The sequence below is a fragment of the Labrys sp. Lb11 genome (genome assembly GCF_057554225.1).
In genome coordinates this window covers 732,656-747,779 of the sequence record NZ_BAAJOT010000002.1, presented here as the reverse complement: position 1 = coordinate 747,779, position 15,124 = coordinate 732,656, and the positions used below count along the sequence as shown (strand labels likewise).

General features: G+C 70.8%; 16 protein-coding genes. 4 read left to right on the top strand and 12 right to left on the bottom strand.

Translation table 11 applies throughout. From position 1 onward, the window contains the following. Nucleotides 1-9: 9 nt before the first annotated feature. From AC27L4_RS08615 to AC27L4_RS08605, 3 genes are read left to right on the top strand one after another with little or no spacing between them, the layout of a single operon-like run. Nucleotides 10-1,896 carry a DUF2207 family protein gene (locus tag AC27L4_RS08615; RefSeq protein WP_487141670.1) on the top strand — a complete coding sequence of 629 codons (1,887 nt, stop codon included), beginning with the start codon at nt 10-12 and terminating at the stop codon, nt 1,894-1,896. After that, the gene (locus tag AC27L4_RS08610) at nt 1,896-2,435 is read left to right on the top strand and encodes a sigma-70 family RNA polymerase sigma factor (RefSeq protein ID WP_487141669.1); all 540 of its coding nucleotides are present in this window, start codon (nt 1,896-1,898) and stop codon (nt 2,433-2,435) included. Before AC27L4_RS08615 ends, AC27L4_RS08610 begins: the two co-directional genes overlap by 1 nt. After that, nucleotides 2,432-3,268, top strand: coding sequence for an anti-sigma factor (locus tag AC27L4_RS08605; protein WP_487141668.1), 837 nt, complete (start codon nt 2,432-2,434; stop codon nt 3,266-3,268). The genes AC27L4_RS08610 and AC27L4_RS08605 overlap by 4 nt, the downstream gene beginning before the upstream one ends. Nucleotides 3,269-3,338: 70 nt before the next feature. Here the strand turns inward: AC27L4_RS08605 and pyrF are convergent, their stop codons facing one another. The 6 genes from pyrF to AC27L4_RS08575 all read right to left on the bottom strand — a co-directional run bounded on the left by pyrF (nt 3,339) and on the right by AC27L4_RS08575 (nt 8,028). Then, a complete protein-coding gene (gene pyrF / locus AC27L4_RS08600; protein ID WP_487141935.1) occupies nt 3,339-4,055 on the bottom strand; it encodes an orotidine-5'-phosphate decarboxylase in 717 nt (238 codons plus the stop codon). Next, complete coding sequence (locus tag AC27L4_RS08595; protein WP_487141667.1) at nt 4,052-4,669, bottom strand: class I SAM-dependent methyltransferase; 618 nt, start codon at nt 4,667-4,669, stop codon at nt 4,052-4,054. The genes pyrF and AC27L4_RS08595 overlap by 4 nt, the downstream gene beginning before the upstream one ends. Before the next feature lie 38 nt (nt 4,670-4,707). Then, a complete protein-coding gene (gene queG / locus AC27L4_RS08590; protein ID WP_487141666.1) occupies nt 4,708-5,979 on the bottom strand; it encodes a tRNA epoxyqueuosine(34) reductase QueG in 1,272 nt (423 codons plus the stop codon). Beyond that, nucleotides 5,877-6,569, bottom strand: a complete 693-nt coding sequence (locus tag AC27L4_RS08585) for a glutathione S-transferase family protein (RefSeq protein WP_487141665.1) — start codon at nt 6,567-6,569, stop codon at nt 5,877-5,879. The genes queG and AC27L4_RS08585 overlap by 103 nt, the downstream gene beginning before the upstream one ends. Nucleotides 6,570-6,755: 186 nt before the next feature. Beyond that, nucleotides 6,756-7,838 (bottom strand): phenylalanine--tRNA ligase subunit alpha, encoded by a 1,083-nt coding sequence (gene pheS / locus AC27L4_RS08580; RefSeq protein WP_487141664.1) that lies wholly within the window; start codon nt 7,836-7,838, stop codon nt 6,756-6,758. Between the two features lie 25 nt (nt 7,839-7,863). Continuing rightward, nucleotides 7,864-8,028 (bottom strand): hypothetical protein, encoded by a 165-nt coding sequence (locus AC27L4_RS08575; protein WP_487141663.1) that lies wholly within the window; start codon nt 8,026-8,028, stop codon nt 7,864-7,866. Here AC27L4_RS08575 and AC27L4_RS08570 point away from each other — a divergent pair. Then, on the top strand, nt 8,027-8,779 hold the full coding sequence (locus tag AC27L4_RS08570) for an LOG family protein (protein WP_487141662.1): 753 nt from the start codon (nt 8,027-8,029) through the stop codon (nt 8,777-8,779). The two genes, AC27L4_RS08575 and AC27L4_RS08570, sit on opposite strands and share 2 nt — an antisense overlap. A 46-nt stretch (nt 8,780-8,825) precedes the next feature. Here the strand turns inward: AC27L4_RS08570 and lon are convergent, their stop codons facing one another. The 6 genes from lon to AC27L4_RS08540 all read right to left on the bottom strand — a co-directional run bounded on the left by lon (nt 8,826) and on the right by AC27L4_RS08540 (nt 15,120). Continuing rightward, complete coding sequence (gene lon / locus AC27L4_RS08565) at nt 8,826-11,243, bottom strand: endopeptidase La (protein ID WP_487141661.1); 2,418 nt, start codon at nt 11,241-11,243, stop codon at nt 8,826-8,828. Nucleotides 11,244-11,255: 12 nt separating this feature from the next. Next, nucleotides 11,256-11,663 (bottom strand): Hsp20/alpha crystallin family protein, encoded by a 408-nt coding sequence (locus AC27L4_RS08560; RefSeq protein WP_487141660.1) that lies wholly within the window; start codon nt 11,661-11,663, stop codon nt 11,256-11,258. Nucleotides 11,664-11,850: 187 nt separating this feature from the next. After that, nucleotides 11,851-12,207 carry a 50S ribosomal protein L20 gene (gene rplT, locus AC27L4_RS08555; protein ID WP_487141659.1) on the bottom strand — a complete coding sequence of 119 codons (357 nt, stop codon included), beginning with the start codon at nt 12,205-12,207 and terminating at the stop codon, nt 11,851-11,853. A 37-nt stretch (nt 12,208-12,244) separates the two neighbouring features. Then, nucleotides 12,245-12,445 carry a 50S ribosomal protein L35 gene (rpmI, locus tag AC27L4_RS08550; RefSeq protein WP_487141658.1) on the bottom strand — a complete coding sequence of 67 codons (201 nt, stop codon included), beginning with the start codon at nt 12,443-12,445 and terminating at the stop codon, nt 12,245-12,247. Between the two features lie 405 nt (nt 12,446-12,850). Continuing rightward, entirely contained in the window at nt 12,851-14,071 is a 1,221-nt protein-coding gene (locus AC27L4_RS08545; RefSeq protein WP_487141657.1) for an amidohydrolase family protein, read from the bottom strand. After that, nucleotides 14,068-15,120 carry a questin oxidase family protein gene (locus AC27L4_RS08540; RefSeq protein ID WP_487141656.1) on the bottom strand — a complete coding sequence of 351 codons (1,053 nt, stop codon included), beginning with the start codon at nt 15,118-15,120 and terminating at the stop codon, nt 14,068-14,070. The genes AC27L4_RS08545 and AC27L4_RS08540 overlap by 4 nt, the downstream gene beginning before the upstream one ends. Nucleotides 15,121-15,124: the final 4 nt, after the last annotated feature.

Genomic DNA, 15,124 nt, shown 5'->3' with positions numbered 1-15,124 from the left:
TCCGGCCCGATGAAGACGCTCATCGCGGCGCTGGCGCTGATCCTCGCCTGCCTCGGCGGGGCCGCGGCCCAGGAACGAATCCTGTCCTTCGATTCGGCGATCCGCATCCTGCCGGACGCCGCGCTCGACGTGACCGAGACCATCAAGGTCGATGTCCGCGGCAACGAGATCCGGCGCGGCATCCTTCGCGATTTCCCCACCCGCTACACCGACAGGCATGGCGTCGAGGTGATTGTCGGCTTCTCCGTCGTCTCGGTGAAGCGTGACGGCCGCGACGAGCCCTATGCGGTCGAGGCCATCGCCAACGGCAAGCGCATCCGCATCGGCGACAAGGACGTGCTGCTGCCGACAAGGCCGACGACCTATGAGATCCGCTACCGTGTGACGCGCGAGCTCGGCTTCTTCGACGGCTTCGACGAGCTCTACTGGAACGTCACCGGCAATGGCTGGACCTTCCCGATCGACGCGGCCGGCGTGACGATCGAGCTGCCGCCGGGCGCCACCGTGCTGCGCTTCGCCGGCTACACCGGCGAGCAGGGCGCGCAGGGCAAGGATTTCCAGGTCCTGCCCTCGCCGCCCGGCCGCTTTGCCGCCCGCACCACCCGGCCGCTGCAGACGAAGGAGGGCTTCACCGTCGCCGTGGCCTTTCCCAAGGGCTTCGTGACGGCGCCGGGACGCGCCGACAAGGCGATGTGGTTCCTGCAGGACAATGCGCCGGCGGTCGTCGCCTGGCTCGGCCTCGCCGGCGTCCTCGCCTTCTATGTCCTGGCCTGGTTCAAGGTTGGACGCGACCCGGCGCCGGGCGTGATCGTGCCGCTGTTCCGGCCGCCGGACGGCCTGAGCCCGGCTGCCGTGCGCTATGTGCGCCAGCAGGGCTTCGACGATCTCGGCTTCTCCAGCGCCGTCATCGGCCTGGCGGTGAAGGGGTATCTGAAGATTGCCGACGGTGATGCCGGCTACCGCTTCATCCCGCAGGGCAAGAGCGTGGCGGCTCTCTCCGCCGGAGAACGGGGCGTGATGACGGCGCTCGGTCCCGTGCCGATCGATGTCAAGAATACCAATCACCGCGTGTTCAGCGCGGCCCGCGGCGCGTTGTCGGCGGCGCTGGGCAAGGAGTATCGCGATGTCGCCTTCGTGCTCAATCGCATCTGGTTCGCCATCGGGGCGCTGATCTCCCTGGTGGTGCTGGCCCTGACTTATGCCCTGTCTTCGCAGATCCTCGCGGCCGGCTTGCTCGGCGGTGTTTTCGTCGGCCTGTGGTGGCTGGTGATCGTCCTGGTCGGCCGGCGCAACTGGGCGGCCATGGCGGCCGGGCGCGGCTTCGGCCGAATGCGCGGCCTGTTCGGCCTGCTGTTCATCGTGCCCTTCGCCCTGGTCGGCCTGGCCCTGCCGCTCGGTGCGATGCTGGCCGAGTCGCCCGAGCCCGCCCTGCTGGTCGCCGGCTCCGCCGTGGCGCTGCTGGTGGCGGTCAATGCCGTCTTCTTCGGCCTGCTCACCGCGCCGACGCCGTCGGGCCGCGTGCTCCTCGACGGGATCGAGGGCTTCCGCATGTATCTGGCGACGACGGAGGAGGAGCGGCTCAACGTCCTGCATCCGCCGCAGCGCACGCCCGACCTGTTCGAGCGCTATCTGCCCTATGCCGTGGCGCTCGGCTGCGCTCATCAATGGAGCAGCATGTTCACCGGCGTGCTGGCGGCGGCTGGCGTTTCCGCGCCGTCGTGGTATTCCGGATCGAACTGGGATGCCGGCAACCCCGCCCGCTTCGCCGATAGCCTCGGCAGCGGCCTGGCGAGCAGCACGGCGTCGGCCTCCTCCGCCCCCGGGTCCAGTTCCGGCTCGAGCGGCGGCGGTTCTTCCGGCGGCGGCGGAGGCGGCGGCGGCGGATCGGGATGGTGATGCAGCAGACGCTCGAGACGCTGCTGGAAGGGGTGGCGCGACGCGATGCCGCCGCCTTCCATGCGCTCTACGAGCAGGCGGCACCGAAACTTCTCGGCGTGGCCCTGCGTATCCTCAAGCGGCGCGACAGCGCCGAGGATGTGGTGCAGGACGTGTTCGTCAAGCTCTGGAACGGGCAGGCCGGCTTCGATGCGGCCCTCGGATCGGGCTTCGCCTTCCTGGCCACGATCACCCGCAACCGGGCGCTCGACATTGCCAGGCGGCGGGGCGAGCAGGTCGGGAACGACGAGGCTGCAATGGAAGCCCTGGCTGATCCGACGCCTTCTCCCGAGGCGGCCGCCGTCGACCGCTCGGACCTGCGGGCGCTGCTGGCCTGCCTGGAAAAGCTGTCGGACGGCGCGCGCCGGGCCATCCTGGCTGCCTATGTCGACGGGGCTTCCGGCAGCGACATCGCGGCGCTGCTGGCCGTGCCGATCGGCACCGTGAAGTCCTGGATCCATCGCGGCCTCGCCTCGGTCCGGGAGTGCCTGGGCCGATGAGCGAGGAGGAGGAACGCCGCCGCCTGGTCGTCAGCGTCTTCGCCGCGGAGACCGTGCTCGGCACGCGCACGCGCGAGGAACAGGCCGAGGTCGAGCAGCGCTTCGCCGGGGACGCGGACTACGCGGCCGAGGTGGCGGCATGGCAGCGGCGGCTGGCGCCGCTGGCGCATCTGGCGCCGGAGGCCGCTCCCTCGCCGGAGCTGTGGTCGCGCATCGCGGCCGAGACCATCGCCCGGCTGGAGGCGCCCGGCGAGCGTCTGGTCGAGGCGCCGGCGGCTGCGCTGCCGGTCGCCGAGCCGCCGATCGACCCGTCCGTCGTTCCGCCGGTCGGCGGCGACGTGGTGGTCGGGCTGGAAGAAGCGATCGCCGCGCGCACCCGGCTGCTGCAGGGGCGCATCACCCGCTGGCGTTGGGCCACGGCCGCCGCCGCCGCGCTGGCGGCCGGCCTGGCGCTGTTCGTCGTGGGGCGGCCGGGCCATGTCTCTGGCACGGCCGGCGCGCACTTCATCGGCGTGGTCAGCGCCGGCGGCGAGGCGCCGCCGCTGGTGGTGGCGGTGGACCTGACGAAAGGAGTCCTGGCCGTGCGTTCGTTGCAGGCCACGCCCGCGCCCGGCAAGGCTTTCGAGCTCTGGGCCGTGCCGCCGGGCGCCAAGCCGGTGTCGCTCGGCCTTCTGGACCAGCCGGGCACCCGCTCGATCGCCGAGGTGGCGCCGACGGTCTGGCGCAATCCCGACACCCTGCTGGCGGTCTCGGTGGAGCCGCCGGGGGGAGCGCCGGGCGGAGCGCCGACCGGACCGGTCGTCTATCGCGGCAAGCTGATCCGGGCCGACTGACCGGCAGCCTCGGGCCGCGCTGCCCGCACGGCCGCCCCTGGTCGGCAGGACGAGGCCGGCCGATGGCCTCTCACGCCTCGCCGACCGCGCCTGCGATCTCGTCCAGGATGGCTTCGGCCGCCGCCTTCGGATCGGGGGCGGCGACCACCGGCCGCGCAACCACCAGATGGTCGGCGCCGGCGCGGATCGCCGCCGCCGGCGTCATCACCCGTTTCTGGTCGCCGACCGCGGCGCCGGCCGGCCGCACGCCCGGCGTGACCAGGAGCAGGCCGGGACCGACCTGCCGGCGCATGGCCGCGGCTTCGTCGGGCGACAGGATCAGGCCGGCGATGCCCGCGTCCGTCGCCTGCCGGGCGCGGCGCGCGACGAGATCGGCGACGCCGAGGCCATAGCCGGCCTCCGCCAGATCGGCCTCGTCGTAGGAGGTCAGCACGGTGACGCCCAGGATGGCCAGGTTGGAGCCGCGCGCCGCGGCCGCGGCCGCCCGCATGGTCTGAGGATAGGCGTGCACGGTGAGGAAGGTCATGCCCATGCCGGCAATGGCCTCGACTCCCTTCGACACGGTGTTGCCGATGTCGTGCAGCTTCATGTCGAGGAAGATCTTCTTGCCCGAGGCGGCAAGCTCGCGGGCGAAGGGCAGGCCGCCGCGGAAGACCAGCTGATAGCCGATCTTGTAGAAGGAGACGGTGTCGCCGAGGCGGGCGACCACGGCCTCGGCCGCGGCGACGCCGTCGACATCGAGCCCGACGATCAGGCGGTCGCGAACGGAAGGCGCCGCCACCGTCAGTTCCTCACCGGCTGGCGATAGACCCACACCCGCGCCGGCGGCACGTTGCGCCAGATGCGCGGCGAGGCCCTCCAGGTGAAGAAGGGGTCTTTCAGCGGCATCGGCGAGACCACGGCGTAGGTGAACTGGATGAAGGGCGCCTCGGGCTGCATCAGGGTGAAGGCCTGGCGCAGCAGATCCAGCCGCATCGCTTCCGGCTTGGTGAAGAGCGGCAGGCCGCTGATCACCGCCGCGGCCGGCCCGGGCAGCTTGCCGTCCAGCGTCCTGGCCAGGGCGTAGCCGTCGCCCTGGACGACATTCGCCGCCGGAAAGCGGCGGCGCAGCAATTCGCAGAATTCGGGGCTGTATTCGAGCAGCGTCAGGCGATTCTCGGCGACGCCGTGCCGGATCAGCGCCTCGGTCACCGGCCCGGTGCCGGCGCCGATCTCGACCACCGGGCCGTCGGCCTTGGGGTCGACATAGCTGGCGATCACACGGGAGAGATAGCGGCTGGACGGGGTGACCGAACCGAGCTGCAGCGGCTTTTCGGCCCAGGTGCGGAAGAATTGTGCGGCATCCCCGAATTTCTCGGCGGTCTTGCTGGCCGCCTTCCGCGCCTCTCCCCGATGCCTCATCGCAGCCTCTTGAACCTGAACGCTTCCCCGGACGCGGATCAACCGGTAGGAGTCAATGGCTGCGTCGTCAAGACGGCAGCAGATGTCGCATTGACGACGATACCGGCCGCCCGCCACTCCGCGAGCACCGCGGGATCGTCTTCCTTGGCATGCCCGGCCTCCCGCGGCAAGCGCGCCGGCGCCAGTCGCGCCAGGGCCCAGACCGCCATGCCGCGCACGAGCGGCGAAGCGTCGGCGAGCAATCGGACGGCCTCCTCCGCCAGGGCGGGATCGCCGGAATTGCCGATGGCGATCAGCACGTTGCGCACGAAGCGGTCGCGGCCGACGCGCTTGACCGGGCTCTTGCGGAACAGGGCGCGGAAGGCGGCGTCGTCGAGGCGCGCCAGGTCGGCCAGACGCGGCGCCTTCAGGTCCTCGCGCGCGGAAAGCGCCTGCTCGCGCGCCTTGCGGGCGAACTTGTTCCAGGGGCAGGCCGCCAGGCAGTCGTCGCAGCCATAGATGCGGTTGCCCATCGGCTCGCGGAACTCGGCCGGGATCGGTCCCTTGTGCTCGATGGTGAGATAGGAGAGGCAGCGTCCGGCGTCGAGCCGATAGGGCGCCGGGAAGGCCGCCGTCGGGCAGATGTCGAGGCAGGCCCGGCAGGAGCCGCAATGATCGGTCTCGGCCGTGTCCGGCGGCAGGTCGGCGGCGGAGAAGATCGAGCCGAGGAACAGCCAGGAGCCGAATTCGCGGCTGACCAGGTTGGTATGCCGGCCCTGCCAGCCGAGGCCCGCCGCGGCGGCGAGCGGCTTCTCCATCACCGGCGCCGTGTCGACGAACACTTTCAGCGCCGTGCCCGAGGCCTCGCCGAGCCAGCGCCCGAGGCTCTTGAGCTTCTTCTTGACGACGTCGTGATAGTCGTCGCCGCGGGCATAGACCGAGATCACGCCGCCGGCTCTGTCGCCCAGGGCAGCGCGGGGATCGAGGTCCGGTCCGTAATTGAGGCCCAGCATGACGATGCTGCGCACCTCCGGCCACAGCACGCGCGGGTCCGCCCGCTGCTCGGCGCGTTCGGCCATCCACTCCATGGTGGCGTGATGGCCGGCGGCCAGGAAGGCGGCCAGGCGAGCCGGCGCCTGCGGCAGGGCGTCGGGCGTGGTGACGCGCACGGTATCGAAGCCCTCGGCGCGGGCACGATCGAGCAGCGCCTGCTTGAGGTCGGAGCCGGTCAGAAGTCGAGATTGGCGTAGTTGGCGGAGGGGAGGGTGCCGCGCACCATCTCGCTCAGCAGCGGACGGAAGGATGGGCGCGACTTGATCCGCGCATACCATTCCTTCGCGGTTTCGTCTTCCGCCCACGGCACGTCACCCAGATAGTCGACGACGGACAGCTGCGCCGCCGCGGCGAGGTCCGCATAGCTCAACCGGTCGCCGGCCAGCCAGTTCCGGCGGCTGGCGAGATAGCCGATATAGCGCAGATGATAGCGCACATTGGCCTTGGCGGCGCGGATGGCGGTGGTGTCGGGCGCGCCGCCGCCGGCGTCTTCCGGCATGAAGCGCTTCAGCACCTTCTCCGTCACCAGATACTCCGACACCTCGGCCTGGAACTTGCCGAGGAACCAGTCGGCCAGGCGCCGCGTCTCGACGCGGGCCTTCGCGTCCGACGGCAGCAGCCGATGCTCGCCCAGGCCCGGGCCATGGGTCTCGTCGAGATATTCGGCGATGGTCGTCGCCCCGGGCACGACGAGCCCGTCGGCTTCGACCAGCACGGGCAGCGCGCCGGCCGGATTGAGATGCAGGAAGCGCTCCTCGCGTTCCCACGGCCTCTCCTCGATCAGATCCGCATCCAGTCCGGTCTCTCCGAGGATGAGGCGGACGAAGCGCGAATGGGGATCGAGAGGATGGTGATGGAGGCTGGCCATGGATCCGTCTGGAAGGGGCGCCTGGACTGGACCTGTGTTGCGGGGTGCAAGCCCATATAGACCCGCACCCGATAGCCGGCAACCCAGCCGACGCCCATGCGCCATCGCGGCGCAGGATGACCGCCGATGGTTACCCCCGCGTTAATTCGCGGCGCGAAATCGCGGCGACATCCGCCGGGCCCGGTCTCAGGCGGTGAGGCCGCCGGCCAGGGACGGCAGGTCGAGCGGGCGGAAGCCGTAATGGCTGAGCCAGCGCATGTCGGCGTCGAAGAACGGGCGCAGATCCGGCATGCCGTATTTGAGCATGGCGATGCGGTCGATGCCCATGCCCCAGGCGAACCCCTGGTAGTCGTCGGGATCGAGGCCGCAATTGCGCAGCACGTTGGGATGCACCATGCCGCAGCCCAGGATCTCCAGCCAGTCCTCGCCCTCGCCGAAACGGATCTCGCCGCCCTTGCGCGAGCACTGGATGTCGACCTCGAGCGAGGGCTCGGTGAAGGGGAAGAAGGAGGGGCGGAAGCGCATCTTCACCGAGGGCACCTCGAAGAAGGCGCGGCAGAACTCCTCCAGCACCCATTTCATGTGGCCGACATGGCTGGTGCGATCGATGACCAGGCCCTCGACCTGGTGGAACATCGGCGTGTGGGTCTGGTCGCTGTCGCAGCGATAGGTGCGGCCGGGAATGACCACGCGGATCGGCGGCTTCTGGCCGAGCATGGTGCGCACCTGCACCGGGCTGGTGTGGGTGCGCAGCACCTTGCGCTCGCCCGCCGCGTCGGGGGCGAAGAAGAAGGTGTCGTGCATCTCGCGCGCGGGATGGCCCGGCGGGAAGTTGAGCATGGTGAAGTTGTAGTCGTCGGTCTCGATGTCCGGACCTTCGGCCACGGCGAAGCCCATGTCGGCGAAGATCGTGGTGATCTCGTCGATGACCTGGCTGATCGGATGGATGCGGCCGAGCTCGATGCCGCTCTCGCGCACGGGCAGGGTCACGTCGACGGCTTCGGCCGCGAGGCGGGCATCGAGGGCGGCCGCCTTGAGCACGGCGCGGCGGGCCGAGAGCGCTTCGGTCACGCGCTCCTTGGTCCGGTTGATGGCGGCGCCGGCGCTCTTGCGCTCCTCCGGCGCCATGCGGCCGAGGCCCGAGAGCAGTTCGGAGACCGACCCCTTCTTGCCGAGCGCGCCGACGCGCACGGCTTCGAGGGCGGCCTCGTCGGCGGCGGCATCGATGTCGGAGAGAACGGCGCGCTCCAGCGCGGCGAGATCGGTCATGGTCGGGGCTCTGCGGAAACGTCGGTCAGGCGCGTTCTAGCGGCAAGCCGGCGCCGACGCCAGCCGTCTTGCGACCAGCGCCGATCTTCGCGCCTTCAATCGCGGCCGAGGTCGTGAGATGATGGGCGTTTGCCGCCGGCTGCCGATTCATCGCCGCCGGCCCGCCCATTTCTGCGTGAGTGTCCGTCATGCCTGCCCCCTTCGCCCAGATGAACTCGCCGGCTTACCGCCTGGCCGCCACGGATCCCGACTTCCTGCTCGGCGACGCCACCCGGGGCGTGCGCTTCCAGCTCGAATATCTGAAGGCGCAGGAGGGGCTGCGCGCCTTCCACATCCGCTCGACCATCGTGGTCTTCGGCTCGGCGCGGGTGCGGGAGGGGCAGAACGGCAATCACGGCCGCTGGTACGCCGAGGCGCGGACGTTCGGGCGCATCGCCTCCGAGCGCGGCGGCGCGCTCGACGAGGGGCCGGAGGGGCGCTTCAACGTCATCGCCACCGGCGGCGGCCCGGGCTTCATGGAGGCGGCGAACCGCGGCGCCAGCGAGGCCGGCGCGCCGACCATCGGCTTCAACGTCGTGCTGCCGCACGAGCAGGAGCCGAACCCCTACACCACGCCCGACCTGACCTTCCGCTTCCACTACTTCGCCATGCGCAAGATGCACCTGGCCATGCATGCGGCGGCCCTGGTGGTGTTCCCCGGCGGCTTCGGCACGCTGGACGAATTGTTCGAGATCGTCACGCTGCGCCAGACCGGCAAGATGCCGTTCTGCCCGATCGTGCTGATGGACCGCGCCTTCTGGACGAAGCTGATCGATTTCGACGTGCTGATCGGGGAAGGCTTCATCCGGCCGGAGGACCTGACGCTGTTCGCCTATGCCGAGACCGCCGAGGAGGCCTGGGCCATCCTGGAGCGCCAGGGGCTGACCGCGCCGGCGCCGTGAGGCGTCGTCCGGACATGAGGCCTCTCCCGCGCGTCTGCGAGCCCGGCTACTGCACCGTCTCCGGCGCCTCCGCCGGCGCATCCTCCAGGGCCGCGGCGATGGCATCGTCGACACGCTCCAGCCAGATGAACTCCAGGCGGTTGCGGGCGTCCTCGGGAATGTCCTCGAAGTCGCGGCGGTTGCGGGCCGGCAGCATCACCCGGGTCACGCCGGCGGCCGCGGCGGCGACCACCTTCTCCTTGATGCCGCCGACCGGCAGCACCAGGCCGCGCAGCGAGATCTCGCCGGTCATGGCGGTGTCGCTGCGCACGGTCCGGTCCTTCATCAGGGAGACCAGGGCCATGAACATGGCGACGCCGGCGCTCGGCCCGTCCTTGGGCGTGGCGCCCGCCGGCACGTGCACGTGGATGTCGTTCTTCTCGAACTGGGCGGGATCGATGCCGAGCGCGGCGGCGCGGCTCTTGACCAGGGTCATGGCGGCCTGGGCGCTCTCGCGCATCACGTCGCCGAGCTGGCCGGTGAGGATGAGGCCGCCGCGGCCGGGCGCACGCGTCGCCTCGATGAACAGGATGTCGCCGCCGACCGGGGTCCAGGCCAGGCCCGTGGCCACGCCGGCGACGCTGGTGCGCATCGCCACCTCGTTCTCGAAGCGCGGCGGGCCGAGCACGGCGGGGAGGGCACCGGCGGTGATGTGCACGTGCGGGGTGCTGCCCTCGGCGATGCGCACCGCCGCGTGGCGCAGCGCCTGGCCGATCTCGCGCTCGAGGTTGCGCACGCCCGCCTCGCGGGTGTAGCCGCGGATGATCGCCTGCAGGGCCGCATCGTCGACCTCGGCCTGCTCCGCCGTCAGGCCATTGGCCTCGAGCTGGCGGCGCACGAGGTAGCGGCGGGCGATCTGCAGCTTCTCGCCCTCGGTGTAGCCGGCCAGGCTGATGATCTCCATGCGGTCGCGCAGCGGCCCGGGTATGGTGTCGAGCATGTTGGCTGTGGCGATGAAGACGACCCGCGACAGGTCGAAGGGCACGCCGAGATAGTTGTCGCGGAAGGTGGCGTTCTGCTCGGGGTCGAGCACTTCCAGCATGGCGGCGGCGGGATCGCCCTGGATGCCGCGGCCCATCTTGTCGATCTCGTCGAGCATCATCACGCAGTTGCGCGCGCCGGCCTTGCGGATCGCCTGGATGATGTTGCCGGGCAGGGCGCCGACATAGGTGCGGCGATGGCCGCGGATTTCGGCCTCGTCATGCACGCCGCCCAGGCTGATGCGCACGAAGGGCCGGCCCATCGCCCGGGCGATCGACTGGCCGAGCGAGGTCTTGCCGACGCCGGGCGGGCCGGCGAAGCACAGGATCGGCGCCTTGCCTTGCGGCGCGAGCTTGCGTACCGCCAGGAACTCGATGATGCGGCTCTTGATCTTGTCGAGCCCGAAATGGTCGTGGTCGAGGATGCGCCGCGCCTCGGGAATGTCGATCGGCTTCTCCTCCGGCAGGGCCCAGGGCAGCTCGACCAGCCAGTCCAGATAGCTGCGGATCATGCCGGACTCGGCTGCGGCCTCGGGCGTGCGCTCGTAGCGGCGCAGCTCCTTGCGGGCCTGCTTCTCCACCTCTTCCGGCATGTCGGCCTTGGCGATGGCCTCGTTGAGCTCGGCCACCTCCTGGCCCTTGCCGTCGCCCTCGCCGAGCTCGCGCTGGATCGTCGCCATCTGCTCGCGCAGCAGCGCCTCGCGCTGGCGCCCATCGAGCGAGGCCTTGGTCTGGCGGCCGATCTCCTGGCTGAGGCGCAGCACCTCGATGCGCGCCGAGAGCAGGCGCGAGACCTTGTCCATCCGGGCGGCGAGGTCGATCGTCTCCAGGATCTCCTGCTTCTCGCGCGGCGTGACGTCCATGTAGGCGGTCGCCAGGTCCGCCAGGGCCGCCGGCGAGGGCGTCGACTGGAAGGCGGCGACGAGCTCGGGCGGCGCCTGGGGGATGAGCTGGATGGTCTCGATCGCCAGGTTCTGCAGGTTGAGGAAGCGCGCCTCGATCTCCGGCGTGCGGGTGGCCGGCTCGGGGATGGCCGCATAGCGGGCGGCCAGGAAGGGCGCGCCCGACAGGTAGTCGAGGATGCGCACGCGCTGCGCGCCCTGGCAGACGACGTGGTGGGTGTTGTCGGGGGCAGTGATGTAGCGCACCACATTGGCCAGCGTGCCGACGGAATAGAGGCCGTCCGGGCCGGGATCCGCGGCCTCGGGATCGCGCTGCAGCACGATGCCGACCGGTCGTTCCTCGCGCACCGCCTGCTGGGCGGCGGCGATCGAGGACACCCTGCCGATGGTGATCGGCATCACCGTGCCGGGAAACAGCACCATGTTGCGCACCGGCAGGATGATCAGCGCGTCGTCCGGCAACGGCACGGTCTCGGCGGCGCCCTGCGAAGCGGGCGTCACGGCGTCGGCGCGAGGAGCATCCCCCGAATCGGGCATCGTCATCGACAGGTCTCCTCAGAGCGCTTTCGCGAGATTGAACACCAGGCAGCCATTGGCCGCGAAGCGGCTGACGGTGTAGCGCCCGGCCGGCAGGGCGATGCGCCGCTCGAACCGGCCCTGCGGCAGCTCCAGACGGTGGATCACGGCGTTGCGCAGCTGCGGCGGCAGGGTGCGCCGGCCGGCGACGATGAGGGCGCCGTCGTCGATCACCGCCTCCACCTCGTTCGGATCGACGCCGGGCAGGGCGACCAGGATCAGCACCTCGCCCTCGGTCTCCAGCACGTCGACCGGCGGCTCCCAATGCGGCTCGCGCGCATTGGCCGAGCCGCGCAGCCGGAACATCTGCCGACGCATGCGTTCGGCGCGGGCCAGCGACTCGATCGCCTCGGACAGCATCCAGTTTTCGGAATCTCGGCTCGGCATGGGACCTCCTCCGGTGCCAACGGACGCGCCCGGGACGGGAAGCACCCGGGCCCCAAAGCTTTAGCACCGTGGCCGGTCCGCCGGGAATCGGCAAGCGAGGCTGCGGCACGCACGGGGTCGCGCCGGGTCAACAAAAAACCCGCCGCGGAGCCCGCGGCGGGTTATGTGGCGGTTCAGGCCCGGCGGTTCAAGCCGCGGCGGCCTTGACCTTGTCGACCAGGGCCTTGAAGGCCTCGGGCTCGCGGATGGCGAGGTCGGACAGCACCTTGCGGTCGATCTCGACGCCGGCCTTGGCCAGGCCCGCGATGAACTTGGAATAGGTCAGGCCGAACTCGCGGACCGCAGCGTTGACGCGCTGGATCCACAGGGCGCGGAAGGTGCGCTTCTTCAGCTTGCGGCCGACATAGGCATACTGCATCGACCGATCCACCGCCTGCTTGGCGATGCGGATCGTGTTCTTGCGGCGACCGTAAAAGCCCTTGGCGGCCTTGAGGGTCTTCTTGTGCTTGGCGTGGGACGTGACGCCCCGCTTGACGCGCGACATGGCTGATCTCCTTGATGTGTGCTTGTGCCTGCGGCGATCAGCCGTTGGGCAGGAAGTACTTCTTCACGTTGTCGCCGTCCGTCTTGAACAGGACGCTCGTGCCGCGAAGGTTGCGGATCTGCTTGTTGGTCCGCTTGATCATGCCGTGCCGCTTGCCCTGCTGGGCATAGACCACCTTGCCGGTGCCGGTGATCTTGAAGCGCTTTTTGGCGCCTGACTTGGTCTTCATCTTGGGCATTTTGCTCGTCTCCGAAATGAAAAGGGCGCCGGGATCCACGACGATCCAGCCGCCCGGTGTAGCTTGACGATGGTGAAACCGTCCGAGCCAGACACATCGCCACGGCAGCCCTTACCAGCCGGTCGATGCGGGGAACGCGGCTCTATAGTCGGATGCCCCGAAAAAAGCAATGCCGGCTTCGAGCCGGCGGTCAGGACAAGGCGGATTTGCGGATGGGCCCCGTCGCCGAGGTCGATGCCGGGCCCGGTATCGAGCGCCGGGGCGTCGGGCACGTCCAGGGGGCTGCCCTCCAGGCTTCTCCCAGGCTTCCTCGGTCGCCGGCGCCGCGACCGGCTGCACCACCGCGTCGCTGCGAAAACATGGCTGCCAAGCGGTTGACGCATCGCCAAATGAACCGCCTCGGGCCTATACCGGCCCCTCGACCACGAGCCGCCCGTCGCGGGCGAGGACGCGGCCGCGCTTGAGCACCAGCGAGCGCGGCGGATGCGCGGCGACCGCTTCGGCGACCGAGCCGGCCGGCGTGACGACGAGGTCGGCGACGGAGCCGTCTCTCAGGCCGTGCCCGGCCAGGCCGAGGACGCGGGCCGGGGCGATGCTGGCAAGATCGAAGGCCAGCTCCAGGTCGGCGTCGCTGCGGAAATCCTGGCAGTAGCCGACCAGCATGGCCCGCTCGAGCATGTCGCCGTTGCCGAAGGGCGACCAGGCGTCGCGGATATTGTCGGAGCCGGCGAACACCCGCACGCCCATGGCGCGCAGGTGCTTGACCGGCGGCATCGGCACCGAAGCCGGGGCGCTGGTCATGATGGCGACGTCGGCCCGGGCCAGCAGCTCCGCCGTGCGGGCGAACTCCTCGTCGTCGACGCCGCCGAGGGCGAAGGCGTGGCTGACGGCGACACGGCCGGCGAGGCCCAGCGCCAGGGTGCGCTCGGCGATCTGGCGCAGCTCGAAGCAGCCGAGCAGGCCGGGGTCGTGCAGGTGGATGTCGACGCCGACGCCGTGACGGTCGGCAATGCCGAACACGGCGTCGAGATGGCCGGTCACATCGTTGTCGATGCCGGCGGGGTCGAGGCCGCCCACCAGATCGGCGCCGTCCCGGATCGCCTGGTCGAGCAGGTCCTCGGTGCCGGGCTCGGCGAGGATGCCGCTCTGGGGAAAGGCGACGATCTGGATGTCGATCAGCGCCCGCGCCGCCTCGCGCACCTCCAGGAGGGCGTGCAGGCCGGTGAGGCCGGACTGCCTGTCGATGTCGACATGGCTGCGCAGCGCCGTCGTGCCGTGGGCGACGACCTGGCGGATCAGGTGCCGCGCCCGCTCCGCGACGGGATAGGCGAGGTCGCGGCGCTGTTCCTTTTCGCGGGCGATGCGCTCGGCGATGCCGTCGCCGCGCCGATGCGGCTGGAACGGCAGGCCGAGCAGGGTCTTGTCGAGGTGGACATGGCCGTCGACGAAGGCAGGCGTCAGCAAGGCGCCGCCGAGATCGATCCGGCCCGGCGCGTCGGCCGGCAGCGAACCGGCGTCGACGAGGCCGGCGATGCGGCCGTCGGCGATGCGGATGTCGGCGCGGCTGCCCCCCGGCAGCAGGGCGTTGGCCAGGATCGAAGGCTGGTCCGTCAGCAATCCGGTCACGCTATCAGCCCCATGCGGCGGGCGGCGACCACCTGGTAGAGGCGGTCGCCGTGGAAGGCCGCTTCCTCGCGGGCGGAGAACACCAGGCTGAGATCGTGCTCGTCGTCGGAGCGGACGGCTGCGGCGGCGATCTCCGGCCAGTCCGGGCAGGGCAGATGGCGCCACTCGGCCAGCTGCTCGCCGGAGGGCAGGTCGGGGAAGCCGATCTTGGGATAGAGCGCGGCGATCGCCTGCCAGAAATAGCGCAGCGCCGGCGCCGGGTCCGGCACGACCGGGCCGAGCAGCCTGAGCCAGTGCGAGCCGGTGAGCGCATGCAGGGCGCAGAAGTCCATGGTGCCGGCATAGAGGGCGAGCGAGGCGGCGCGGATGCGCTCGCCCGTCTCCGGCCCGATCTCCAGCCAGTCGACCAGCGGGCGGAACTCCGGCCGGCGCGACATGGCGCGCATGAAGTGCCAGAGCAGGTCGAGCTCGGTCTCGATACGGCGGTAGGCCTCGACGGAGCGCATCCGCAGCAGCACCTCGGCCGGGTCCGGCGTCTGCGGCGTCGCGCCGGTGGCCGGGCCGAGCTCCAGATAGGTCGCGGCCCAGTAGCCGAGGGCGACGGCGATCTCGTCCGGATCGGCGCGCATCACGCCATAGGCGAGGCGCATCAGGCCATGGGTGGCGCTGGCCGCCATGCCGGGCAGCAGCGTCGGCAGATAGGCCGATATGGCGCCGCGCGGCCCGAGCCGGGCGACCTCGCCATGGAAGAAGGCGCGGTAGTCGCTCTCGCGGCCACGCTCGCCGAGCGCCTCGGTCCAGGTCGCCCGGTCGATCGGCGCGACGGGCGGCGGCGGCGGATGGAGACGGTTCATCGTACGGTATGCCTCGAAGAACTGGCCGAGCCGCTCGTCCGAGCCGCCGAGCCGATGCATGGCGACCAGCACCATCGGCAGGTGATTGGCGAGCAGGACCGGGAATTCGGCGCTGAAGTCCCGGCTGGCGACGAGCAGCCGTTCGAGGCCGGCCTCGCCGGGGGCGGACGGTTCGGAGCGGCGTGCGAGGGGCATGGCT